General features: G+C 46.5%; 22 protein-coding genes. 18 read left to right on the forward strand and 4 right to left on the reverse strand.

What is annotated here, in order from left to right; genetic code table 11:
* Positions 1-59: 59 nt before the first annotated feature.
* The 4 genes from gyrB to dnaA form a co-directional block, all read right to left on the reverse strand.
* Complete coding sequence (gene gyrB / locus HNQ57_RS10995) at positions 60-2477, reverse strand: DNA topoisomerase (ATP-hydrolyzing) subunit B (RefSeq protein ID WP_184462934.1); 2418 nt, start codon at positions 2475-2477, stop codon at positions 60-62.
* Between the two features lie 138 nt (positions 2478-2615).
* Positions 2616-3788, reverse strand: coding sequence for a DNA replication/repair protein RecF (gene recF / locus HNQ57_RS11000; RefSeq protein WP_184462936.1), 1173 nt, complete (start codon positions 3786-3788; stop codon positions 2616-2618).
* A 123-nt stretch (positions 3789-3911) separates the two neighbouring features.
* Entirely contained in the window at positions 3912-5021 is a 1110-nt protein-coding gene (gene dnaN / locus HNQ57_RS11005; protein ID WP_184462938.1) for a DNA polymerase III subunit beta, read from the reverse strand.
* 114 nt (positions 5022-5135) lie between these two features.
* Positions 5136-6653, reverse strand: a complete 1518-nt coding sequence (dnaA, locus tag HNQ57_RS11010; protein ID WP_184462940.1) for a chromosomal replication initiator protein DnaA — start codon at positions 6651-6653, stop codon at positions 5136-5138.
* Between the two features lie 490 nt (positions 6654-7143).
* On the opposite strand from dnaA, the gene rpmH reads away from it, so the two are divergent.
* The 18 genes from rpmH (at position 7144) to atpA (ending at position 25063) form a co-directional block, all read left to right on the forward strand.
* Entirely contained in the window at positions 7144-7281 is a 138-nt protein-coding gene (gene rpmH / locus HNQ57_RS11015) for a 50S ribosomal protein L34 (protein WP_008253103.1), read from the forward strand.
* 31 nt (positions 7282-7312) lie between these two features.
* Positions 7313-7690, forward strand: a complete 378-nt coding sequence (gene rnpA / locus HNQ57_RS11020) for a ribonuclease P protein component (RefSeq protein WP_184462942.1) — start codon at positions 7313-7315, stop codon at positions 7688-7690.
* Between the two features lie 5 nt (positions 7691-7695).
* A complete protein-coding gene (gene yidD, locus HNQ57_RS11025; protein ID WP_184462944.1) occupies positions 7696-7959 on the forward strand; it encodes a membrane protein insertion efficiency factor YidD in 264 nt (87 codons plus the stop codon).
* Positions 7952-9622, forward strand: coding sequence for a membrane protein insertase YidC (gene yidC, locus HNQ57_RS11030; protein ID WP_184462946.1), 1671 nt, complete (start codon positions 7952-7954; stop codon positions 9620-9622). Before yidD ends, yidC begins: the two co-directional genes overlap by 8 nt.
* A gap of 8 nt (positions 9623-9630) precedes the next feature.
* The gene (gene mnmE / locus HNQ57_RS11035; protein WP_184462948.1) at positions 9631-10998 is read left to right on the forward strand and encodes a tRNA uridine-5-carboxymethylaminomethyl(34) synthesis GTPase MnmE; all 1368 of its coding nucleotides are present in this window, start codon (positions 9631-9633) and stop codon (positions 10996-10998) included.
* Positions 10999-11081: 83 nt separating this feature from the next.
* Positions 11082-13043, forward strand: coding sequence for a TonB-dependent receptor plug domain-containing protein (locus HNQ57_RS11040; protein WP_184462950.1), 1962 nt, complete (start codon positions 11082-11084; stop codon positions 13041-13043).
* Between the two features lie 25 nt (positions 13044-13068).
* Positions 13069-13932 (forward strand): hypothetical protein, encoded by an 864-nt coding sequence (locus tag HNQ57_RS11045; protein ID WP_184462952.1) that lies wholly within the window; start codon positions 13069-13071, stop codon positions 13930-13932.
* Positions 13925-15868 (forward strand): response regulator, encoded by a 1944-nt coding sequence (locus tag HNQ57_RS11050; protein ID WP_184462954.1) that lies wholly within the window; start codon positions 13925-13927, stop codon positions 15866-15868. The genes HNQ57_RS11045 and HNQ57_RS11050 overlap by 8 nt, the downstream gene beginning before the upstream one ends.
* Before the next feature lie 329 nt (positions 15869-16197).
* Entirely contained in the window at positions 16198-18090 is a 1893-nt protein-coding gene (mnmG, locus tag HNQ57_RS11055) for a tRNA uridine-5-carboxymethylaminomethyl(34) synthesis enzyme MnmG (RefSeq protein ID WP_184462956.1), read from the forward strand.
* A complete protein-coding gene (gene rsmG / locus HNQ57_RS11060; RefSeq protein WP_184462958.1) occupies positions 18091-18717 on the forward strand; it encodes a 16S rRNA (guanine(527)-N(7))-methyltransferase RsmG in 627 nt (208 codons plus the stop codon). It begins immediately after the preceding gene.
* Positions 18718-18755: 38 nt separating this feature from the next.
* On the forward strand, positions 18756-19580 hold the full coding sequence (locus HNQ57_RS11065) for a ParA family protein (RefSeq protein ID WP_184462960.1): 825 nt from the start codon (positions 18756-18758) through the stop codon (positions 19578-19580).
* Positions 19573-20490: a ParB/RepB/Spo0J family partition protein gene (locus tag HNQ57_RS11070; protein ID WP_184462962.1), complete on the forward strand. Its 918-nt coding sequence runs from the start codon at positions 19573-19575 to the stop codon at positions 20488-20490. The genes HNQ57_RS11065 and HNQ57_RS11070 overlap by 8 nt, the downstream gene beginning before the upstream one ends.
* 245 nt (positions 20491-20735) lie before the next feature.
* Positions 20736-21146: an ATP synthase subunit I gene (locus tag HNQ57_RS11075; protein ID WP_184462964.1), complete on the forward strand. Its 411-nt coding sequence runs from the start codon at positions 20736-20738 to the stop codon at positions 21144-21146.
* A gap of 46 nt (positions 21147-21192) precedes the next feature.
* Complete coding sequence (gene atpB / locus HNQ57_RS11080) at positions 21193-22131, forward strand: F0F1 ATP synthase subunit A (RefSeq protein WP_184462966.1); 939 nt, start codon at positions 21193-21195, stop codon at positions 22129-22131.
* Positions 22132-22174: 43 nt separating this feature from the next.
* Positions 22175-22414, forward strand: a complete 240-nt coding sequence (gene atpE, locus HNQ57_RS11085; RefSeq protein ID WP_008253083.1) for a F0F1 ATP synthase subunit C — start codon at positions 22175-22177, stop codon at positions 22412-22414.
* A gap of 53 nt (positions 22415-22467) precedes the next feature.
* Entirely contained in the window at positions 22468-22938 is a 471-nt protein-coding gene (locus HNQ57_RS11090) for a F0F1 ATP synthase subunit B (protein ID WP_184462968.1), read from the forward strand.
* Positions 22939-22950: 12 nt separating this feature from the next.
* Complete coding sequence (locus tag HNQ57_RS11095) at positions 22951-23487, forward strand: F0F1 ATP synthase subunit delta (RefSeq protein WP_184462970.1); 537 nt, start codon at positions 22951-22953, stop codon at positions 23485-23487.
* Positions 23488-23518: 31 nt separating this feature from the next.
* The gene (atpA, locus tag HNQ57_RS11100; RefSeq protein WP_184462972.1) at positions 23519-25063 is read left to right on the forward strand and encodes a F0F1 ATP synthase subunit alpha; all 1545 of its coding nucleotides are present in this window, start codon (positions 23519-23521) and stop codon (positions 25061-25063) included.
* Positions 25064-25113: the final 50 nt, after the last annotated feature.

Raw genomic sequence — 25113 nt, forward strand, 5'->3', positions numbered from 1 at the left:
AATGAGAAAGGGCTAGCGCTAAAGCCCAACCTAAGAACAGGTTGGGCTTTAAGACGGTTTTATATATCGAGGTTAGCCACCTTTAAGGCATTGGTTTCGATAAACTCACGACGTGGCTCAACATGGTCACCCATAAGGGTCGTAAATATCTGATCTGCTGCAACAGCATCTTCAATAGTCACCCGCAACATACGCCGCGCATCCGGGTCCATGGTAGTTTCCCACAATTGCTCGGGGTTCATTTCACCCAAGCCTTTATAGCGTTGAACATTGAGTCCGCGTTCAGCCTGCGCCATAAGCCACGTTATCACCTCATCAAACTCGGTGACTTCAAGACGCTTTTCACCACGCTGAATATAGGCACCTTCTTCGAGTAGACCATTAATACTTTCTCCCAAGCCAAGAATCGCTTGATAGTCGGCGGACTTGAAGAAATCACGCCCCAAGAGATAGTGATCACTTACACCATGAGAAATAATATCCACACCTGGCAAGAAGATATGCAGCTCTGGATCCTCCATGATTCGAACATCATAGCGGTGCTGCTGGTCTTTCTGCTCCAGTTCAACCGTCACTTCGGCCAAACCCTCGCACCATTTTGCGACCACTGCGCGATCAGCTAAATCTTCAACAGCTAAACGGGGGAGATAGGTAAGTTCTCGCAATATACCAGCTGGATACAAACGTGATAGACGCTTAATAATGCCATCGATTTTACGATACTGTGTAATTAGCTCCTCTAAGCCTGCGCCGCCAATGGGCGCTGCCTCGGGGTTCACATAAAGGGCCGCGCCTTCAAGTGCATTCTGTGTTAAATAATTTGCGAATGCCGGCTCATCTTTTAAATATTGATGCTGTTTTCCCCGACCAATTTTAAATAGCGGTGGCTGAGCAATAAAGATATGGCCATTTTCTATTAAAGACGGCATTTGTCTAAAAAAGAACGTAAGCAAGAGGGTACGGATGTGAGACCCATCGACGTCAGCGTCGGTCATGATAATAATACTGTGGTAACGCAGCTTCTCGAGATTAAACTCGTCCTTGCCGATACCGCAGCCCAATGCGGTAACGATAGTACCGACTTCGACAGAAGAGATCATTTTATCGAAACGCGCTTTTTCTACGTTCAATATCTTACCTTTAAGCGGTAATATCGCCTGGGTGCGGCGATCACGCCCCTGTTTTGCTGAGCCACCCGCCGAATCACCCTCGACCAGATACAGTTCGGAGAGGGCAGGGTCTTTTTCTTGGCAGTCTGCCAATTTACCCGGTAAGCCTGCGATATCCAGTGCGCCCTTACGACGCGTCATTTCACGTGCCTTACGCGCAGCTTCGCGAGCCCGTGCGGCGTCCATCATTTTCTGTACAATCAATTTGGCTTCGTTGGGGCTTTCCATAAGGAAATCACCAAATTTAGCCGTCATCGCTTGCTCAACAATGGTTTTTACTTCGCTGGACACGAGCTTGTCTTTGGTTTGTGACGAAAACTTAGGATCAGGAACTTTAACTGACACAACAGCGGTAAGGCCTTCACGTGCATCATCACCAGTAGTCGCAACTTTAGCCTTTTTAGCCAAGCCTTCGCGTTCAATATAGGTGTTCAAGTTTCTGGTTAAACCCGCGCGAAAGCCCGCCAAATGGGTGCCACCATCACGCTGGGGAATGTTGTTGGTAAAGCAGTAGAGGTTTTCCTGGAAGCCATCATTCCACTGTAACGCCACTTCTACCACGACGCCGTCTTGCTCTGTAGTGAAGTGGAATACTTTATTAACAGGTGTTTTATTCGTATTCAGGTATTCCACAAAGGCGCTTAGTCCGCCCTCATAGCAAAAGCTTTCTGTCTTACCGTCCCGCTCATCAAGTAACTCTATCTTAATGCCAGAGTTAAGGAAGGCCAGCTCTCGAATTCGTTTAGCCAAAATATCAAAATGGAATTCAATATTCGTAAAGGTAGCGGCCGATGGTTTAAAGCGAATTTCAGTACCGGTTCTTTCCGTATCACCAATAACTTTCAGTGGCTCTTGGGGAACACCGTGCTTATACAGCTGCTCATGTACTTTTCCGCCACGACGAATCGTCAGCATCAGCTCTTCAGAGAGCGCATTTACAACGGAGACACCCACACCGTGCAAACCACCAGAGACTTTATAGGTGTTATCGTCAAATTTACCACCGGCATGAAGCACCGTCATGATGACTTCTGCGGCGGTAACGCCTTCATCGTGCATCTCCGTGGGAATTCCACGGCCGTCATCCGATACCGAGATAGACTCATCGGCATGAATTACCACGCGAATTTTACTGCAATGACCCGCTAACGCTTCATCAATTGAGTTATCCACGACCTCAAACACCATGTGGTGCAAGCCTGACCCGTCGTCTGTGTCCCCGATATACATACCAGGGCGTTTCCTTACTGCATCCAAGCCTTTAAGTACTTTGATACTTGAAGAATCGTAAGCTTTATTCTCAGTCATTTATAAAACCTCTTACGCCTGACGAGCAGGCGAGAACTTATTGTTGTACTGCAGCACAGACTGCCAATTTCTTTCACCAAGCTAAACACCATCTGTATTTAACCTGACACACCTCGATTAACGAACTTATAACCTTAATTACATTAACGGCGTTACAACGCCATGTTCCACGTGAAACCTTTTCAAGGGCTTGTCGCGACACCAATCATTATGCAGGTCTGACTTCTTTACAGCTGTCGCAAACACCTGAACATCTAAATCTACCAGCTCGGAAAAAACGGCTCTACACCGCCCCTCATCGAGCTCTGCCGCCAAGTCGTCAATCAAAAACACTGTTGAAATACCTTGATCCAACAGTACTTTTGATTGCGCCAACTTTAGCGCACAAACGATGGTCTTAATCTGCCCTCGAGACAAAACCTCCCCAGCCCTGAGTTTGCCGCACTTTAAATCGATATCTGCGCGATGTGGTCCATTACGAGTAAAACCCGCGCGGAGGTCTTGAGCCACTTCCTCTTTCAATACCTCGGTATAGCCACGTACTTCACAATCCTTCCATCCGCCAAAGAACTCTAAACTCAGCGCGGGCATTGAATCTGGCATCAAATCATCCAGACCTGAAAAGATCGCACTGTTACGCAAAAGTTGGCGATATACGCCATCAAAGGCTATCGCTAACTCATCAAAATGACGCAGCCGCGCAGCCGTGATAAGCGCCGCTGTCGTCGACAGCTCAGCATCCCAAGGCGCAAGTGCTGCAGCATCTATATTACCACGTCTGAGCAGAGAATTACGCTGTTGTAGCGCCTTCCTATACCGCGGCCACAACTCAAAAAACCCTGAATGTTTCACGTGGAACACACCCCAGTCTAGGAATTGTCGCCGCACACCGGGACTCCCTTCGAGTAACTCAAAACTCCCGGGATTAATAACTTGAACAGGAAGCACCCCGGCCAACTGACCTACCGACCCAAGCCTCTCTCCATTAACCTTAACAAGAACTAAATCCTGTCGAGATCGCCGCACACCTATCGAGGAGATACCTTCTGCCGGTTGTTGAGCACTATTAAGACTACGCCCAACTGCATCAAATTCCCCGCGAACTGTTAAGGCGTCTTGATCAAATGAAATAACGGTTTGCATCTTTCGAGAACGAAAGGAGCGAGTGAGCGCCAAGGTGTGTATGGCCTCCAATATACTCGTCTTCCCACTACCATTTAGACCGTGTATAAAATTGAAATCCTGGAAATCGATCAAACTGGTCGATTTTAAATTTCTAAAACTATGAATGTTGAGTTTACGTATACGCACTTAAATCAACACCAAAGACGAGAATTTCATACGAAAGGGAAGGGTAGGGCGCTTACAGCGCCCCTTTTTAATGAAAGCGGCAGATAAAATATCACGGTGCAACGAGAGAACAATAGGCCTCACTTAAAGCCGCATAGGCATCACAACGTACTGACAATCGCTGCCATCGGACTCCTCAACCAACGCCGAGCTATTAGCGTCAGAAAGCGAGAACTGGGCGGTCTCCCCGTGAATTGCCGACAGCACATCCAGCAAATAGCTTACGTTAAAGCCAATTTCAAGATTTTCACCTTGATAGTCAACTGCAACGGTTTCCTCAGCCTCCTCTTGCTCAGGGTTATTGGCAACGATCCGAAGCTCACCATTGCTTAGCAACATCCGAATACCACGGTACTTCTCATTTGAAAGTATCGCCGTTCTTGCAAACGCCTGACGCAGATCCGCGCGCGAACCCAAGACCACCTTAGTACTACCGCGAGGCAAAACTCGCTCATAATCTGGAAACTTGCCGTCAATAAGCTTAGAGGTAAAGGTAAAATCTTTCGTAATAACACGAATATGATTACTACCGACGATAACTTCAGCCTCTTCCTCTTCATTAATCAATAAACGCGCTAATTCCACTACCCCCTTGCGCGGAACAATAACCTGGGCGCCTTGCTCTACGTTAATATCGCCGACATAGGTCGCCATCGCCAAGCGGTGGCCATCGGTAGCAACTAAGCGCAACTGTCCATTGGTGAGCTCGAATAACATGCCGTTTAAATAATAACGGACGTCCTGCTGTGCCATTGCGAAGCTAGTGCGCTCAATTAAACGCTTTAACTCCCCTTGTTTTAACTTAAATACCTGACCACCCTTCGCTTGATCTACACTGGGAAAGTCATTTGCGGGGAGGGTAGAGAGCTGAAAACGGCTACGCCCGGACTTTATAATTAACTTTTGATCGTCTAGCTGCAGACTAATATCAGAGCCGTCGGGGAGCGCTTTACAAATATCTACCAGCTTTTTCGCTGGTATGGTGATTTCACCAAGGCTTTGTATCGCGCCTTCAGGCAACTGAACCCGACCAATAAGCTCAACCTCGAGATCGGTCCCCGTAAGCGCCAACTCTTGACCCGCTAAAACCAGCTGAACATTCGCCAGAATGGGTAGTGTTTGACGGCGTTCAACTACACCAGCAACTAAATTTAGGGGCTTAATCAACGCTTCCCGCGAAATCGAAAATTTCATGCTTTCGGTTCCTGTTCTTTATAATAAATCTCAAGGTTGGTGGCCTTAAAACGACTTCCCACCAAAAACACCCGACCATTGTATTACTTTATTATATAAAGCCACTTTAAGACATCAGCTTGTAAGCAGGCGGATCAAATTTTGATAATCTTCTCTCATATCGCCGTCGGTTTCCCGAAGTTCTTTGATCTTTCTGCATGCATGCAAGACGGTCGTGTGATCCCGACCACCAAAGCCCTCACCAATTTCAGGAAGACTGTGGTTTGTTAATTCTTTAGACAGCGCCATAGCAACCTGCCTAGGCCGCGCAACCGAGCGACTCCGACGCTTGGACATTAAGTCCGCCATTTTAATTTTGTAATACTCAGCGACGGTGCGCTGAATATTATCCAAGCTCACTTGCTTGTCTTGCAGCGCCAATAAATCTTTCAACGATTCTTTGATTAAAGGAATATCAATAGGCTTAGCCATAAATCGCGAACTCGCGATAACGCGCTTAAGCACGCCCTCGAGCTCCCGCACATTAGACCTTACGCGCTGGGCAATAAAAAACGCGGCGTCTGACGGCAAGTCAGTCTTATCCTGTTCCGCCTTTTTCATTAGTATCGCCACACGGGTTTCTAATTCAGGCGGCTCTACCGCCACCGTAAGCCCCCAGCCAAAACGAGATTTAAGGCGTTCCTCTAGGCCCTTAATCTCTTTGGGGTAACGGTCGCAGGTCAATATCATTTGCTGACCACCTTCTAACAAGGCGTTAAACGTGTGGAAAAACTCTTCTTGCGAGCGGTCTTTGCCGGAAAAAAACTGAATATCGTCTATTAATAATGCATCTACCGAACGGTAATAACGTTTAAATTCATTTATTGCATTCAATTGCAGGGCCTTCACCATATCGGCCACAAAGCGCTCCGAATGCAAATAAACGACCTTGGCATTCGGGTTTTGCTGCATCAGCGAGTTACCAACCGCATGCATCAAATGGGTTTTCCCTAAACCCACACCGCCATACAGGAACAATGGGTTATAGCCCCGACCAGGGTTACTAGCTACTTGGCTGGCTGCTGCTCGAGCCAATTGATTCGACTTACCCTCAACAAACGTATCGAAGGTATAACCCTCCATTAGCGAGCTCTGGTGCCGTATACCGCCCTCAACTTCTACTTGCCGCTGACCACCTATATTTTGCGACGAAGTAATAATCGCCGGCGCTTGAGGTCTCGCTATACTGGAGTCTGGCTGTTGATGCTGCTGATGCGCAGAAACACTCGGGGGGCTTTGTCGCGAATCTGGCGAATAACCGCCGACAACGTGGGCGCCCTGGATAAACGGCTGAGCAGATAACGGCGCATTTTGACGAACGGCCGTATTGCGTGACTGGGCGGACTGACGATCTATAACCCCCAGCTCAACGCCCATTTTACGATCAGCGGGGGACAATTCTGCGACTAGCTCAATAATGCGCGCAAAAAAACGGTCGTTCACCCAATCTCTGACAAAGCGGTTAGGCGCAGAGAGCGAAATCAGATCGCCAGCAAGCTCAACCTGTAATGGCCTAATCCAGGTGTTAAATTGCTGCGCTGGCAATTCGTCTTGCAAATGTGCAATACATTTCTGCCAAGTAGCTTCCGACAACGCTGTTCTCCAAAATAGTATAGAAAAGGCAAAAAACCGCTTTTAGGTTTTTATTAGCAGCAAATATCTAGGTGCATCGGCATTGTACAGGCTTAGCTATTGCAACAAATAAAGCGAATTTTATGAGCTGGTATTCTACCCCTCACAAACAAAGTTATCCACACAATATCATAAATATTATTTCGCACCTCAAGAAAAACTCCTTCCTATTCAATACGATAAGTAGCAAGCAAGGCACTTCCAACAAAAAACCACCCAATTACCCACTCTGTGGATAACTACACAAAACCACTGTGGATAAACTCTGAACAAGTTGTGCTCAACTATTAAAACAATAAATATCCAAAAGCATCGCGCCAACCACGACAAAGCATTGCTATTAAGTCTAATGTCCACTAAAATTCGCGATCCGATTTTTCGCTGTATTGGGCTTACAAACTCAAACAGCGCCGACTGCGTAAGTCGGCTAATTTAGTCAAGGTCAGAGATCATGAGCAAAAGAACATTTCAACCAAGCAATCTGAAAAAAGCCCGTAACCACGGTTTTCGTGCACGCATGGCTACCAAAAACGGCCGTAAGCTGATCAACCGCCGTCGCGCTAAAGGCCGCGCGGTACTGTCAGCTTAAATTTTAGACCTGTAATATCACTGGCAACGCAGTGAATTTTCAATTTGAAAAAGCACTGCGCCTGCTAAACGCCAGCGAATACCAAGCGGTGTTTGATGAGTCGCGCCTGAAAGTTTCTTCTGCTGAAATATTGTTTTTAGCGCGGAAGAACAATCTGGATCGACCGCGACTGGGTTTAGTGATTGCGAAGAAAAATGTGCGCTTGTCCGTTCAGCGCAACAGGGTAAAGCGCAACGTCAGAGAAACCTTCAGGCATAATCAAGCTAATTTGAAGGGTATAGATGTCATCGTGCTAGCTCGACGTGGTCTTGACCAGCTTGATAACACCCAAATGCAAGAAATCTGTAATCAGCTTTGGCTGCAATTAGAAAAACGAGCTGAAAAGCGCTTCCGTCAGCGAGAGGGTTAAATACTATGCAGCGGTTGCTTATCGCCTGCATTTCGTTCTACCGCCGGTTTATCAGTCCGCTGATGGCTCCGCACTGTCGTTTTTATCCCAGCTGCTCCAGTTACGCCATCGACGCGATAAAGCACCACGGCGCACTCCGTGGGGGCTATTTAGGTATTAAACGTCTGCTTCGCTGCCACCCCTTTAGCCGCGGCGGCTACGATCCTGTACCATCCTGCCACTGTCATCCAACCGAACTCAAACTTTCAAGGCATTCAAGCAATGATTGATATTCAGCGCTATCTCCTTATCGCCGCCATCGCTGCCCTCTCTTTTATGTTATTGATTGAGTGGAAAAATTTTGAGGGGCCAGAAACCGTAATTGCCAGCTCCGCCGCGGCGAATAAGACCGCATCACCGGTAACGAGCACTGGTGATAGCGATCTACCGATTCTCAATCAAAATACCGAAAACAACAGCTTAGCGCCAACCGCCAACAACAGCAGCGGTTTCATAACAGTCAGCACTGACGTCCTAAATATTAAGATCGATCTGCATGGCGGCGATATTGTCTACGCTGGTTTACCTGCTTACACGGCTAATCTGGAATCAGACGAGCCTTTTGTTATTCTCGAAAGCAATGACACCCGCGATTACATCGCGCAAAGCGGCTTAATTGGTCAAAATGCGACGGATACTTCTAAGGGCCGTCCACAATTTATTGCCAACACCGACAGCTACCAGTTAGCAGACGGTGGTGAATCCATTAATGTTGATCTTCATTATCAATACAGCGATCAAATCAACATCGTCAAGCGCTTCCATTTCAAGCGTGGTGAATACCTGATTAAAATTGAATACCTGATCGACAACCAAAGCGATTCAGCATTTCAGGCAAGCTTCTTCGGTCAGTTAAAGCGGGGCAATAGCACCGACCCTAGCGTTGACGGTGAAGGCGGCATGTTTGCGATGAAGCCCTTTATGGGCGTCGCTTATGCCGACAATGAAGACAAATACACCAAATTGGCCTTCGGTAAAATGCAAGACAAGCCATTGAAGACCGCTGTTAATGGCGGTTGGATCGGCATTATCCAACACTATTTCTTAAGTGCATGGGTACCCAACCCTGAAAGCGTTAACGAACTCAGCACCATTGTCACCAAACAGGGTATAAACATCGCTCGGGTTACCAGCGCTGCAGTTACCGTTGAAGCCCACAGCCAAGGCAGTGTCGCCGCGTCTTTTTATACTGGCCCAAAAGATCAGTATCGCTTAGAAGAAATCTCACCCGGCTTAGAGTTAACCGTAGACTACGGCTTCCTGTGGTGGATTGCGCAGCCCTTATTCTGGCTACTTACCAAAATTCACGGTGTGCTTGGCAACTGGGGTTTCGCTATTATTGGCTTAACCATGTTAGTAAAAGCCGCCTTTTTCCAGCTTAATGCCAAAGCCTTTACCTCAATGGCCAATATGCGCAAAGTTCAGCCAAAGCTGGTAGAACTTAAAGAGCGCTATGCCGACGATCGCCAAAAGCAGTCGCAGGCCATGATGGAGCTTTATAAAACTGAGAAAATAAACCCTCTTGGCGGCTGCTTACCAATGGTCGTGCAAATGCCGGTATTTATGGCCCTATACTGGGTCTTAATGGAAAGCATTGAGCTCCGCCACGCGCCGTTCATTTTGTGGATTGACGATTTATCGGCAATGGACCCTTATTTCATTTTGCCTTTAGTGATGGGCGTGTCCATGTTCATTCAGCAGCGCCTCAATCCGCCGCCACCAGACCCAATGCAAGCTAAAATCATGCAGTGGATGCCGGTGGTATTTACCTTTTTCTTCCTCTTCTTCCCCGCAGGCTTAGTCTTGTACTGGGTGGTTAACAACACCTTATCGATTATTCAGCAGTATTTTATTACCAAACGTATTGAGAAGAGTGGGCTACCCACCCGCTGATAGCCGCTATGCAAACGAGCTATCAAGATACGATTGCCGCAATCGCCACGCCGCCCGGAAAGGGTGGTGTGGGCATTGTTAGGGTATCTGGCCCTCAAGCCCAAGAAATTGGCCACCGCCTACTTGGCAAAGCAGACCTAAAACCGCGCTACGCCCACTACGGTAGTTTTTATGAAGCTAGCGATGACGGCCCGCGCAGTCTAGATCAAGGCATCGCGCTTTATTTCCCTGGCCCAAACTCCTTTACTGGCGAAGACGTGCTTGAGCTGCAAGGTCACGGTGGCCCAATTATTCTTGATTGCCTGCTGCGTGAAGTCATCAAAGCTGGCGCCAGAATGGCAAGGCCGGGCGAGTTTTCAGAGCGAGCGTTCCTCAATAACAAAATTGACCTCGCCCAGGCAGAAGCAATCGCCGACTTAATCGACAGCGCATCAGAACAAGCGGCCCGTCAGGCCGTACGGTCCTTAGAAGGTGAATTCAGCAAAGAGATAAACCAGCTAGTAGAGGCCATTACCCAGCTTCGTATCTATGTTGAAGCCGCAATCGACTTCCCTGAAGAGGAAATCGATTTCATTAGCGATGGCCGAGTCGCCAACGAACTCAGCAACATAAAACATAATCTTGAGCGCGTTTTCGCCTCAGCCAAACAAGGCAGCATCCTCCGCGAAGGCATGACGGTTGTCATCGCCGGCAGGCCCAATGCCGGTAAATCCAGCCTTTTAAATGCGCTCGCTGGCAGAGAATCAGCTATCGTCACCAATATCGCGGGCACCACTCGAGATGTTCTCAGAGAAAACATCCTCATAGATGGCATGCCCCTGCACATCATTGATACCGCTGGTTTGCGCGACAGCGAAGATTTAGTAGAACAAGAGGGCATCAAGCGAGCCTGGACCGAAATAGCCAATGCAGACCGCATCCTACTCGTTATAGATAGCCAAACTGCTGAAGATGAAAGCGACGCTATACCCAGCGAATTACAGCCTTTTATCGACCAACAAAAACTCAGTATCATCTACAATAAGTGCGACCTATCAGGCCATCAAGTAGCAATCGATAATAGTGAAATAGCACGGATATACCTATCAGCAAAACACGCCAAAGGTATTGATCTCCTTCGTGAGCACCTAAAATCCTGCGTTGGCTATAACGACGGCGATACACCGTTTATCGCTCGACGGCGCCACATAGAAGCCCTAAACCTCGGTCGTGAGCATATACATACGGGAGAGCAGCAACTGCTTAATTACAATGCGGGGGAATTATTGGCTGAAGAACTAAGAATAGCCCAACAAGCCCTGGCAGAGATCACTGGCGAATTTAGTTCGGACGATCTACTCGGTCGAATCTTTTCCAGCTTTTGTATTGGCAAATAAACGCCTGATCAGCGACAAGCAATAGTCAAAATCCCCCTATTAACGCTACACTGAATACCGTCTAAAAAAACTAAGGTTAGCGGATGTACAGTGCACGTAAATATCAGTATGCCCTGCTCGGTATCGTAATACTAAGCCTAGCAATGCCCCTACAAGCAAGCTTCCTGAAAAATGAAGAATTGCCAATCGTGTTGACTCCTGCGCGCCTGAAGCAAAATCGCAGCGATGTGCCAGCCAGCGTGAGTGTTATTGACCGCGACATGATAGAAGCATCGGGCCTACGGGAAATACCCGAATTATTCCGACTTATTCCCGGCACCTCTGTCGGTGCGCGCGACGGTTGGAATTATGTCGTTAGTTATCACGGCAGCAATTACCGCGACTCAAGGCGCATGCAAGTATTAATCGATGGTCGCTCAGTCTATCAAGCTGGATTGGCAACCGTTGATTGGAACGATATTCCTATCACAATAAAAGACATTGAACGCATCGAGGTCGTGCGCGGTCCGGCAACCGCTAGTTACGGCGCCAATGCCTTTCTCGGTGTCATAAATATTATTACACGCCACCCAGCGGATATTGCGCACTTAGAAGCTACCGCCGAACGAGGTTCAGAACATACCGAAAACTACCGAGTCAGTCACGCAGGCGAATACCACGGTGGCCATTACCGCGTTACCGTAGCAAGTCGCCATGACGACGGCTTTGATATAAAAAGTAACGGCCAAGAACGATTAGACAGCAAAACCCTGCAGCTCATTAATACACGCTACGAGCGCCAGATAAATAGCACCAGCTACAGTCTAAACCTAGGTTATAAGGAAGGGCGTGTTACCGATGACTATTCTGATGTCGATGTAACATCACCAGATACCCTTGTTGATGATTACTATTTTTCGACAAGAATCGACAATGAGCTCTCGGTATTCCATCAACTTAAATTCCAATATGATTTTTCTGGTCAACAGAAAATCCATCGCTGGACCGCAGAAATTCCGCCTTACTATACTAACTTAAATCAAAATCCAGCCGATTTAATACTTGTCGATGCCAACGAAGACGTGCAAGTTAATCGCCACGATATTGACTTTCAAGATACCTATATATGGAACAAAAGCCTAACGAGCGTTGCGGGAGTCCACCTAAAACAATCGAGAGTAAGCTCAGAAACATACTACGGTGGAACGCTTAAAAGTAATAACTATCAATTTTTTTATAATTTAGAGAAGAAATTATCCGAAAAATTTACGATAAACAGCGGCGGGTCTTATGAATACCAGGAAGACATAGGAAAAAATTTCTCTCCACGTGTGTCCTTTCACTATCACGTAAATAAAAACAATAGCCTACGATTTATTTACTCCGAAGCGATAAGAACCCCAGATCTATTAGAAACCTCAGCCAACTGGACCTACACCGGCCGCAATGTAAGACCCAATAATGGCGGTCCTACCACAGCAACTTTACTTCAAACGGCGAAAGGAAACCAAAACCTAAAACCCGAGTTAATACAATCAAGGGAAATAGGCTATTACGGAAATTTTAACACCATACACTTACAATGGGACGTAAAAATCTTTAGCGACCAATTAGACCAGCTAATATCTAATTCTATATCGCTCGCTCGATTCAACCCCGTTAATGATAGCTACCTAAAGCAACGCGGAATCGAAACAGAGATCGATTACCGGCCGCACCACCAATGGCTTATTCACGCCAATTACGCGTATATCACCGACGAGTCAAATACCAATACAGAAACCAGCTTCACACCTAGAAATTCTGCGAGCCTCCTCCTGAGCTACAAATACAAGCCAGACCTGCAAATTTCAATATCAAAATATTTTTCGAAAGAAATAGGAACATCAGGTAATAAATACTCCAGAACCGATATTATGGTTAAAAAAATTATAAACCTTCGAAAAAGTGAAATCGAATTACGCTATGCAGGACAATATCGTCACGACGACGACAGTGAATTACTCAGCGATAATATTTACAGTAATAAATTTCGACAATTAGTATCTTTAACATTGCGTTACTAATTAAAACAAGGGTAAAGGATACCTCTTGAAAAAGTTACTCTATGGAATTTTATTTTTATTTATTTTAATACCACAGGCCTTTAGTCAAATTAACAAGCCAGTGGTTGACCTAATATTGCCTACAGAAACAGCAGAACTTGAATACATCTCTAAAAAATTATCGAAAAGTAACTCATTTAATATAAAAACCTACATAAACGTATTACCTCGAGAAGATAATCGCGGCGACCTACTTATTATAGTTTCCGACAAACTGCTACCTCTTATGGATACTGACAGCTACTCAGCAAAGTTCGCTTTTTACGTAAACTCGCTAAACTTTAAAAATAAAAATTTTAAAAAAAGCACAGCGTTATTTTCAGATCAGCCAATTCATAGACAGCTACTACTTTTATCTCACATATTTGACAAAAAAATAATTATTGGCATACCTTACCACAACGAATTTTATAAAATATTATTAATGAACGAATCTAAAAATTTTAATAATTTGGAATTTTTAATCGTAAAAACCGAAAGCAATGATATTAGAGCTGTAAATAAAATAATCCAAAATAGCGACGTACTACTCGCCACTCCCGAAAGTAAAATTTACAACTCGCAAACTATTCGCTCTATTTTACTAAGTAGTTATCGACATCAAACTGCCGTGATTGGCCCTAATGAAGGTTTTGTAACTGCTGGGGCATTAGCATCCGTGGCAACTAGTTCAGATCAATATATTGATGAGTTAATGATTATGATGGAGGAATATATTGAAACCAATAGCCTACCGGAGTCTAAATACCCTAAAAACTTCATCGTTAAAATAAATAAAAATGTTGCAGAATCATTGGGCATAATGATTTCCAGCGAACAGCAGCTTCTCAAAGAAATGAAGGATGACTGAAAAAATGAATATCAGTCATTATTTCAAAACAAATACAATATTTAAGCAAATACTTATTGCTGTTCTCAGCCCAGCACTCATTCTCTTTTTGGCGCTATTTGGCTATTCCTTATTCGCACGACTAAATGACGCCGTTCAAAGCCAAAATGAATTGGCTACACGTATCGCAGAAAATATTGCAGCGGTGAGTGAACTCGCAATTATCAGCGGAAACGACTCTCAGCTATTGGATATTATGGCCTCAGCCTTAGACAGCGACATCACCTCTATTACAATATTTAATGCCGAATCAGGACATCATCTCGTTCTAAATAACAACCAAAATAATAGTAGTGAACACAAGGAAATAACTGTTCCTATTATCCAGCATAGCATTCCTTTAGAGGACTCAATAACAGGAGAAAATATTAGCGATATAACAGAAAAACAAATTGGAACAGTTAGTATCAAGCAATCCCGCGACAAGCTACAAAAGCTACAAAAGCAAATCATCAAGGTATCGAGCTTTATTGCATTCATTTCCATCTTAGTATGCATTTGCTTTGCGTGGTTCATCAGTCGACGATTTTCACGACCACTAGCAGAAATAAATACCCTCACAAAAAATATTACAGCAGGGAATTTCTATAAGCAGATCAGAAATATAAAGCCCGGTGAGCTAGGAGAATTGCAGAGTCATGTAAATAACATGGCTAAAAGTATAGAAAAGCAGCAACAGGAACTAAAAGACAATTTACAAAATCTATTCCTGGCAAAAGAGGAGGCAGATAAAGCCAACTCAGCAAAAAGCCAATTCTTAGCCACTATGACCCATGAATTGCGAACGCCACTAAATGGCGCTCTCGGAATGATGCAATTACTCTCTAATACCAAGTTAAACGGCGAACAAAACCATTACTTGCTTATTGCAAGGGAATCGAGCGAGCTGCTACTAAACATCGTCAATAATATTCTCGATTTTTCTGAAATTGAAAAAGGCGAACTACAGCTTCAGGAAAATTACTTTGATATTAGCGCTATTTTCAACAATCTCCTCACACCGCTCAGTTATGAGGCAAAAAAGAAGGGGCTAGAGTTCACAACATATATAGACCCCCAGTTAAACGGTATTAGCGTGTTAGGCGATGACGTTCGCATTCGGCAAATACTGCTCAATCTGGTCGCTAACGCCGTTAAATTTACCCAGCAAGGAAATGTCGCTATTACCTTAAACGCCAAGGAGCTCAGTTCCAACCGGGCTATTTTGGAGTTGAACGTGAGCGACACTGGGATAGGTATTAGTGAAAAAGATCAGCAGATCATCTTTGATAGCTTCCGCCAGGCCGATGGTAGCCACCGTAGACGCTACGGCGGTTCAGGGCTCGGCCTAGCCATCGTCCGCCGACTCTGCGACTTAATGAACGCCGACATACTCCTAACAAGCGCTGAAAATACAGGCTCTACATTTACTGTCCGATGGTCATGCACCTACCAAGTAGGCTGTAATTTAGAGCACCACACGCAGCAAGACGAAACGATATTGGTCGGTAAAGCAGTGCTTATAGTAGAAGATAACCCCGTTAACCAACTCCTTGTCAGCAAGATCCTACGGCGCTGGGGCATGACCACTGTTACTGCGAATAATGGCGTTGAAGCGCTCATTGCTGTCGAAAAACAGCACTTTGACATCATCTTAATGGATCTCCAAATGCCGATCATGGACGGTTTTGAGGCAACTCAAGCAATTAGAAACCTTAGCCAACATCGTCAAACCCCCATTATAGCCCTCACAGCGAATAATTTTAAGGACGATAGTGACTACTGTTTTCGTGTTGGGATGAACGATTTCCTTAGTAAACCGGTATCGCTGACAAATTTAAAAGAAAAAATATCCTTCTGGCTGAGCAAAAGCCTTGGGACAAGCCTATCTGAGAGTGTGGATAAAAGACCTGAATAAGCGTCATTATTCACAGGCTCCCAAAAAAGGGAAAGTTATCCACATTTCACCCACAAGCCCTCCCCATGATCCTGACAAGCTCTCTGTGGATAAAACACCTACTTATCATCTATTAATATTCTTCAATATCAGTAAGTTACAATAGTTATCAACAAAATAGCGCTTCTTAATAACAGTATTTAGAATAAAGAACATAAGATATATGACATATATATATACATAAATATTTATTAACTAATGCATTGATTAAATATTCACCAATTCATTGCAGGTCTCAGGGATACCCGTATAATTTCGCCTCTTCTCATTTTCTTGGAATTAGGTGTTTCGTGGATTATCCGCAACGTTTCGATGTCATTGTCATAGGTGGTGGTCACGCTGGCACAGAGGCTGCCCTTGCCGCAGCACGTATGGGCTCAACTACACTACTACTGACTCACAACATTGAAACTCTGGGCCAAATGTCATGTAACCCCGCAATTGGCGGCATTGGCAAAAGTCATCTCGTCAAAGAGATTGATGCCCTCGGTGGTGCAATGGCAAAAGCGACCGACCTTGGCGGCATACAATTTCGGGTTTTAAATGCCCGTAAAGGACCTGCGGTACGAGCAACTCGCGCGCAAGCAGATCGGGTTTTATACAAAGCCGCGATACGCACCATTTTAGAAAACCAAGAAAATCTCGCTATTTTCCAGCAAGCTGTAGACGATCTTATTGTTGAAAATGACCAAGTTCAGGGTGTAGTCACCAATATTGGCCTGCGCTTTTTCGCTAACAGCGTTGTACTGACTGCAGGTACATTCCTAGGCGGAAAAATTCATATTGGCCTCGATAACCACAGTGGTGGTCGTGCTGGCGACCCGCCATCTTTAGCCCTGGCGTCACGTTTGCGGGAATTGCCATTTCGAGTTGATCGCCTGAAAACCGGCACACCTCCTCGAATTGATGCAAAAACCGTTAATTTTGAGGGCCTTGAAGCCCAGTGGGGCGACAACCCGCGACCAGTCATGTCCTATCTGGGTAATCGCAATCAACACCCTGAGCAAGTGTGTTGTTGGATAAGCCACACCAACGAGCGCACCCATGAAATCATTCGCGGTGGTTTAGATCGCTCGCCTATGTACACTGGGGTTATTGAAGGTATTGGTCCGCGTTATTGCCCTTCAATTGAAGACAAAGTACATCGCTTTGCTGACAAAACCGGACATCAGATATTTATAGAGCCTGAAGGTTTAAACACTCACGAACTCTACCCAAATGGCATATCCACCAGTTTGCCTTTTGACGTCCAATTAAATTTAGTTCGTTCAATCAAGGGCTTTGAAAATGCCCACATGACCCGGCCTGGTTACGCGATTGAATACGATTATTTTGAGCCACGGGATTTAAAATATTCCCTGGAAACCAAGTTTGTTAAAGGCTTATTTTTTGCCGGTCAAATCAATGGCACTACCGGTTACGAAGAAGCGGCCGCACAAGGACTATTGGCAGGCGCCAATGCATCGCTTCTCGCGCAAGGCAAAGACGCCTGGTGTCCCCGTCGCGATGAGGCTTATATCGGCGTTTTAGTCGATGATTTAATCACCATGGGTACCAAAGAACCCTACCGAATGTTCACCTCACGCGCCGAATACCGTTTGTTATTACGGGAAGATAACGCAGATCTTCGTTTAACCGAGAAGGGCCGTGAACTCGGCTTGGTCGATGACACCCGCTGGGCCGCATTTTCTGCAAAACGCGAAAATATTGAGATAGAGCGTCAGCGCTTGGCAGATTGCTGGGTACAACCAGGCAGCAGCGAAGCAGCCATTTTGGCCGAAAAAATCGATAAGCCTTTAAGTCACGAATACAACTTGCTTGATTTACTCAAGCGGCCGGAATTGAAATACGTCGATCTCGCCCCCTTTGCGCACGGAACAATAGGAATTGTTGACGAGCAAATTGCGGAACAAATTGAAATTGGTGTGAAATACGCCGGTTATATCGACCGCCAACAGCTAGAAATTGATCGCTTGCGCCGTTACGAAGACACGTGTTTACCGCTGGACTTTGATTACAGCATCATCGAAGGGCTCTCGAACGAAGTGAAGCAGAAGCTAGGCAATACTCGGCCGCAAACCCTGGCTCAGGCATCGCGGATACCTGGTGTAACGCCAGCTGCTGTGTCTTTGCTATTAATTTATTTAAAGAAACGTGGATTGTTGGACAGGAAATCAGCCTGAGTGGATGTTTTAGAAAAGACCCTGGCAGCAGGTATTGATACCCTCGGTTTGACCGTTACTGACTCACAGCAAGCATTGCTGTTACGCTATGTCGCCTTACTCCACAAATGGAATAAGGCCTATAACTTAACGGCCATACGTGATCCAGAGCAGATGGTTATTCGCCATATTCTCGATAGCTTGAGTATCGCTCCATACATGGCGGCAACACATTGTTTGGATGTGGGTACCGGTGCCGGTTTACCGGGCATCCCACTAGCCATCTTGTTTCCAGACAAGCAATTTTCGCTACTCGACAGCAATGGCAAAAAAACCCGGTTTCTTATTGAAGCCCAAATGCAGCTGAAATTGACAAACATCAGTGTTCATACCGAGCGCGTCGAACAATTTAAGAGTGATAGGCTATTTGATGGTATCGTCTCGCGTGCCTTTGCCTCGCTAAAAGATATGGTAACGGGCTGCGAAGCTTTGCTCAGTTCAGACGGCAAGCTCTACGCCATGAAAGGGATTTTTCCTGAAGCGGAGTTGAGTCAGCTTCCAAAACACTTTATCGTCGAACATTCGCACACACTATCAGTGCCCTCAGTCGAGGAAGCCAGGCATTTACTGCTTATTGGCCGGCATTGATTACTCAGCCTATTACGCTAAATTTACAGGACAATTCCGTGGCCAAGGTATATGCAATCACCAACCAGAAAGGTGGCGTCGGCAAAACCACTACCACGGTGAATTTGGCTGCCTCTCTGGCGGCGACCAAGCGTAAGATATTATTAATCGACCTCGACCCCCAAGGTAACGCTACCATGGGTTGTGGTATTAACAAGGCCGAGTTAGCCCATTCTGTTTACGATGTTTTGGTGGCGGGGCGCAGCATTGCTGATACCGTCGTTGCGGCGCCGGACTGCGGCTTTATGGTCTTGCCAGCGAATCAGGATCTCACCGCTGCCGAAGTAGAATTATTGAATGAAATTGGTCGCGAGTTTCGCTTGCGCGAAGCGCTGGCGCCAATACTAGGTGATTACGATTATATTCTTATCGACTGCCCGCCATCGCTGAATATGCTCACAATCAACGCCTTGGCAGGCGCAACTGGGGTCATTATCCCAATGCAGTGCGAATACTATGCATTGGAAGGTTTGAGTGCGCTGATTACCACCATCAATCGGGTAAAGCAGCTGATTAACCCCAAATTGGAAATTGAAGGTATTCTGCGCACGATGTTCGACGGTCGTAACAGCCTAACCAATCAGGTGACCGACGAGTTGCGGCGGCATTTTGGTGAAAAATTGTATAGCACCGTCATTCCACGTAATGTTCGCTTGGCTGAAGCGCCGAGTCATGGTCTGCCTATTTTATTTTACGATAAGCAATCTAAAGGCTCCTTGGCGTATTTGGCCTTGGCCGGCGAAATGTTACGGCGCGCGGGTAAAACAACAGAAGTCTCCAGCGATTTAAGTGCAAACGAACAGCTTGGACATAGTCATGGTTAAAAAACGAGGTTTGGGTCGTGGCTTGGATGCCCTATTGGGTGAAGCAGCGACACCGGTAAGTATTCAGCCAAAACAAAATAACGACGAAAAACCCGCCATAGCGGCGGTTGAATCCGACACGCCAATAGCCCTTGACGGTAGTTTACGCAATTTGCCAATTGAGTTTATGCAGCGCGGCCGCTATCAGCCGCGCCGGGACATGCAGCCCGAAGCCTTAGAGGAGTTGGCGAGCTCTATTCGTTCGCAAGGGATTATGCAGCCCATTGTGGTTCGCCCTATCGAAGGAGGCCGCTACGAAATTATTGCCGGTGAACGCCGCTGGCGGGCCTGCCAATTAGCGGGCCTAGATACTGTTCCTGCGCTTATTCGCGAGGTCCCCGACGAGTCTGCAGCGGCGATGGCCCTGATAGAAAACCTCCAGCGCGAAGACTTAAATCCCATGGAAGAAGCTTTGGCCATGGTGCGTCTGCAGAAAGAATTTGAGCTAACTCACGCCGAAATAGCGCAATTAGTCGGGAAATCTCGGACCACTATCACCAATTTGTTGCGCTTAACTGGCCTTCGCGAAGAAGTGCAGACCTTATTGGAAAACGGCGATATTGAAATGGGCCACGGGCGTGCGCTTTTAGGTTTGCCTCAAGAAGAGCAATCCGCTGCCGCATCGACGGTAGTCAGCCGCGGGCTGTCAGTAAGACAAACCGAGGCATTGGTCCGCCGCCTTGTTGAAGAAAAAACCAGCAGCAAGCCACAAAAATCATTGGACCCCGACATCAAGCAATTGCAAGAAAGCTTGTCAGAGCGCTTGGGTTCGCCAGTGGCAATTCAGCACAGTGCCAAAGGTCGGGGAACCCTGAGTATTAAATACAGCAGCCTCGACGAGCTAGACGGCATTCTAAACCATATTAAATAGCGTATTTTGTGCTTGTGGGTACAGGGTCCTACATTATGTAGTGTGTTTTTATAGTGCGCCGTGGGCATTAGAAGATAAATTCTTGATTTTAGTAGTTAAAATAGATTTCGTGAATATATGACTTTAGTACCATAAGCGCTGAAATCGGTTGAACATTAACCATATAGCCCATATAATTCGCCCCGCTTTTTGGACAAGCAGAGCAGGCATAAAATCAGCCTATTTTGGGCAGAAGTGGTGGCTATATGACAGCAGATCGACAGCGGAAAACCCCGCGCACTGCTCATCAAATTGCCAGACCACCGCTGCTGAAGATATACGGCTTACAAATTGCAGTTGTGCTTTTGGCCAGTGTTACAGCACTACCCCTGGATATGGTCGCGGCCTATTCGATAGCAATTGGGGGAATGATTTCCGTGATACCCAATGCGTATTTTGCGCGTCAGGTATTCCGATTTACCGGCGCGGCTTACGCACGCCAAGTAGCCCAGGGTTTTTACCGGGGTGAATCGGGGAAATTTATAACGACACTGGGGTTGTTTGCTAGCGCATTTGTATTTGTAAAACCTTTGCAGGTGTTTGTCTTATTTTTGGCATATCTAATCGTTATGCTGCTGAACGCCGTACTACTTGCCACGCTTAAGCGCGGTATATAGAAAACGTCGGATTAGCTCAACGCGTTAACATTTACGAGAGAGACACATGGCAGCTGAATCACAGTCTACCGTTGGTTATATCCAGCACCATCTTACTAACCTAACCTACGGTAAACTTCCCGCCGGTTACGAGCGTTTAGATGACACCGGTCATGTACACGAAGTTTTAACGACTGACACCTGGACCTTGGCCCACAGCGGCGCCGAAGCTTCAGATATGGGTTTCATGGCAATCCATGTTGACTCCATGTTGTGGTCAATTGGGCTTGGCTTTTTATTCTTGCTGATTTTTGCCCGGATCGCGAAGCGTGCCCACAGCGGTGTACCGCGCGGCGCTCAAAACTTGCTTGAAATGATTATTGGCTTTATTGATCAAACCGTTAAAGACGGTTTCCATCATAAAAATGCCATGATCGCACCAATGGCACTAACTATTTTCATGTGGATTATTCTGATGAATGCCATGGATTTGGTGCCAGTCGACTGGATTCCCGCCTTTATGGCTTGGGCAACCGGCAATCCGCATTTCTTCTTTAAAGTTGTGCCGACCACCGACCCGAATGTGACCTTGGGTATGGGCTTTACAGTATTTGGACTGATGGTGTACTTCACTATTGTCAAAAAAGGCTTTATGGGATTTGTAAAGGAGCTTACCCTGCATCCTTTCCATAGCCCCAAGTGGTACGTCAATATATTATTAGTGCCAATTAACTTTGCACTAGAAGCAATTTCTTGGATCTCAAAACCAATTTCATTGGGCCTGCGACTGTTCGGTAACATGTACGCCGGTGAGATGATCTTTATCCTTATTGCGACTATGTTTGGTGCGGGTTTAGTACTAGGTATATTTGCAGGTGTGTTGCAGTGGGCGTGGGCAGTATTCCACATCCTTGTAATCACCCTACAAGCATTCGTCTTCATGGTGTTAACCATTGTTTATATGGCAACGGCACATCAAATTGAAGAAGAAGACCAGTTTCACTGATTACCATTTTTATTAACTTAAAGTTGAAAGTAGGAGAACTACCATGGGTTTAGCACTGATCGCTGTTGCTTTGATGATTGGTTTTGGCGCACTGGGTACGGCCATTGGCTTCGCTATCCTCGGCGGAAAATTGCTTGAAGGTTCAGCTCGCCAGCCAGAATTGGCACCAATGCTACAAGGTAAAATGTTCCTGATCGCTGGTCTGCTCGACGCAGTACCTATGATTGGTGTTGGTATCGCGATGTACGTCCTGTTTGTTGTTGTTCCTGGTCTGCCTGCTTAATTGCTCGCTACGACAAAACATAGACAGCAAATTCATACAGCAGAGGTATCGGCGTGAATATTAATCTCACACTGATTGGACAATCGATCAGCTTTCTGTTCTTTGTATGGTTCTGCCACGCATTTGTGTGGAGTTACCTTCGCAAAGCAATGGAAGAGCGTGAAAAGCAAATCGCTGATGGTTTGGATGCCGCAGACCGCGCTGGCCGTGATCTTGAGTTAGCTCAAGAAAAAGCCGCCAAGCAACTGCGCGAAGCGAAAGGCGAAGCAGCAGCTATTATTGATGCTGCTAATAAGCGCGCTAGCCAAATCGTTGAAGAAGCTAAAGACGTGGCACGTGTTGAAGGCGAACGCCTGAAAGCAGCCGCCGAAGCCCAGATTGAGCAAGATGTGAACCGCGCCAAAGAACAACTGCGCTCACAGGTTGCTAAATTGGCCTTGGTAGGCGCGAGCAAAGTGCTGGAAGCATCTATCGATGAGTCTGTTCATAAAGACATGGTCGACAAGCTGGCAGCAAGCCTGTAAGCGGAGTTGATCATGGCGGAATTAAGCACAACAGCTAGACCCTATGCCAAGGCAGCTTTCGAGCATGCTTTGGCAGCTTCAGCATTGGCCGAATGGTCAAAAATGCTGAATACCGCAGCAGCAGTTGCTCAGCAAGCGGGCGTTCAGAAAGTTCTGGGCTCCCCTGCACTGACAACCGCTCAGCAGGCGCAGGCATTTATCGATATCTGCGGCGATACATTTAATGCTGGCGGCGAAAATTTCATCAAGATACTCGCAGAGAACAAGCGACTGAGCCTGCTTCCAACAATCAGTGAATTGTTTGAAGCGCAGAAGGCGATTCAAGAGAAAACTGTGGATGTCGAAATCGCCACCGCGTTTGCCTTGGACACAGCCTCTGAGCAGCGTCTTGCCGAAGTTTTGACTAAGAAATTGGCTCGCCAAGTGAATGTTCACTCCCATGTAGATGCCCAGTTAATAGGCGGCGTGGTGATTAAAGCAGGTGACTTGGTGATAGATGGCTCGGTGCGCGGTCGCTTAGCGAAACTCGCTGAAGCATTAAATTCCTGAGCGTTTAAAGAATAGGATTGAGGAACAGAGCATGCAGCAACTGAATCCATCCGAGATTAGCGATATTATCAAACAGCGCATCGACAATTTAGATGTGTCTGCCCAGGCCCAGAACGAGGGCACGGTAGTATCGGTATCTGACGGTATCGTACGCATCCACGGTTTAACCGATGTGATGTACGGCGAAATGATCGAGTTTGAAGGTGGCCGTTTTGGTATGGCACTTAACCTTGAGCGCGATTCGGTCGGCGCCGTGGTTTTGGGCGACTACCTTGGTATCGCCGAAGGCCAGACCTGTAAATGTACTGGTCGTATATTAGAAGTACCGGTTGGTCCGGAATTGCTTGGCCGCGTTGTAGACGCACTGGGTAACCCGATCGACGGTAAAGGCCCTATCAACGCAAAATTAACTGACGCGATTGAAAAAGTTGCTCCCGGTGTAATTTGGCGTAAGTCGGTAGACCAGCCTGTGCAGATCGGCCTTAAAGCCGTTGATGCCATGGTGCCAATCGGTCGCGGTCAGCGCGAACTGATTATCGGTGACCGCCAGATCGGTAAAACCGCAATTGCAATCGACGCCATCATTAACCAGAAGTCTTCTGGTATTAAATGTGTGTACGTAGCAATCGGTCAGAAAGCGTCTTCTATTGCCGCCGTAGTGCGTAAATTAGAAGAGCACGGTGCAATGGACCACACCGTGGTTGTTGCTGCTACCGCATCTGATCCAGCATCTATGCAGTTCATTGCTCCTTTCACTGGCTGTACTATTGGTGAGTACTACCGTGATCGCGGCGAAGACGCACTGATTATTTATGATGACTTGACCAAGCAGGCTTGGGCCTACCGTCAAATCTCCCTGTTGTTGCGTCGTCCACCGGGTCGTGAAGCTTACCCCGGCGACGTATTCTACCTCCACTCTCGTCTGCTTGAGCGCGCGGCCCGTGTTTCAGAAGATTACGTTGAGAAATTCACCAACGGTGAAGTGAAAGGTAAAACAGGTTCATTAACAGCTCTGCCTGTTATCGAAACCCAAGCAGGTGACGTATCGGCTTTCGTACCGACCAACGTTATCTCCATCACCGACGGTCAGATCTTTGTTGAAACAGATATGTTCAACTCAGGTATACGCCCAGCGATGAACGCCGGTATTTCGGTATCGCGGGTTGGTGGTGCGGCGCAGACCAAGATCATCAAGAAATTGTCTGGTGGTATTCGTACCGCATTGGCTCAGTACCGTGAATTGGCGGCGTTCTCGCAGTTCGCATCTGATCTTGATGAAGCGACTAAAGCTCAGCTTTCACAAGGTGAGCGCGTTACCGAACTGATGAAGCAGAAACAGTACAGCCCCCTCAGCATTGCTGAAATGGGCCTATCGTTGTACTGCGCTAACGAAGGTCATCTGAAAAACGTTGACGTTGCCAAGATTCTCGATTTTGAATCAGCAATTTTATCTTTCGCCAACGCCGAATACGCTGCGGTAATGAAAGAAATCAACGACAGCGGTAACTGGAACGCAGAACTGGAAGGCAAGTTCAAAGAACTCGTTGAAAAGTTCAAGGCAACTCAGACTTGGTAAGACGTTAAGCTGCGCACAAGCGCAGCTTTTCTGCTTGAGGATTGTTGAAT

The sequence above is a fragment of the Zhongshania antarctica genome (genome assembly GCF_014202945.1).
Classification (GTDB): Bacteria; Pseudomonadota; Gammaproteobacteria; order Pseudomonadales; family Spongiibacteraceae; genus Spongiibacter; species Spongiibacter antarcticus.

Bases quoted from the DNA above. Each gene is read 5' to 3' on its own strand.
- dnaN (WP_184462938.1), bottom strand. From the start codon at position 5,021: ATGAAATTTTCGATTTCGCGGGAAGCGTTGATTAAGCCCCTAAATTTA.
- HNQ57_RS11040 (WP_184462950.1), top strand. From the start codon at position 11,082: ATGTACAGTGCACGTAAATATCAGTATGCCCTGCTCGGTATCGTAATA.
- atpB (WP_184462966.1), top strand. From the start codon at position 21,193: ATGGCAGCTGAATCACAGTCTACCGTTGGTTATATCCAGCACCATCTT.
- gyrB (WP_184462934.1), bottom strand. From the start codon at position 2,477: ATGACTGAGAATAAAGCTTACGATTCTTCAAGTATCAAAGTACTTAAA.
- mnmE (WP_184462948.1), top strand. From the start codon at position 9,631: ATGCAAACGAGCTATCAAGATACGATTGCCGCAATCGCCACGCCGCCC.
- yidD (WP_184462944.1), top strand. From the start codon at position 7,696: ATGCAGCGGTTGCTTATCGCCTGCATTTCGTTCTACCGCCGGTTTATC.
- yidC (WP_184462946.1), top strand. From the start codon at position 7,952: ATGATTGATATTCAGCGCTATCTCCTTATCGCCGCCATCGCTGCCCTC.
- HNQ57_RS11070 (WP_184462962.1), top strand. From the start codon at position 19,573: ATGGTTAAAAAACGAGGTTTGGGTCGTGGCTTGGATGCCCTATTGGGT.
- HNQ57_RS11095 (WP_184462970.1), top strand. From the start codon at position 22,951: ATGGCGGAATTAAGCACAACAGCTAGACCCTATGCCAAGGCAGCTTTC.
- rpmH (WP_008253103.1), top strand. From the start codon at position 7,144: ATGAGCAAAAGAACATTTCAACCAAGCAATCTGAAAAAAGCCCGTAAC.
- atpA (WP_184462972.1), top strand. From the start codon at position 23,519: ATGCAGCAACTGAATCCATCCGAGATTAGCGATATTATCAAACAGCGC.
- HNQ57_RS11050 (WP_184462954.1), top strand. From the start codon at position 13,925: ATGACTGAAAAAATGAATATCAGTCATTATTTCAAAACAAATACAATA.
- atpE (WP_008253083.1), top strand. From the start codon at position 22,175: ATGGGTTTAGCACTGATCGCTGTTGCTTTGATGATTGGTTTTGGCGCA.
- HNQ57_RS11075 (WP_184462964.1), top strand. From the start codon at position 20,736: ATGACAGCAGATCGACAGCGGAAAACCCCGCGCACTGCTCATCAAATT.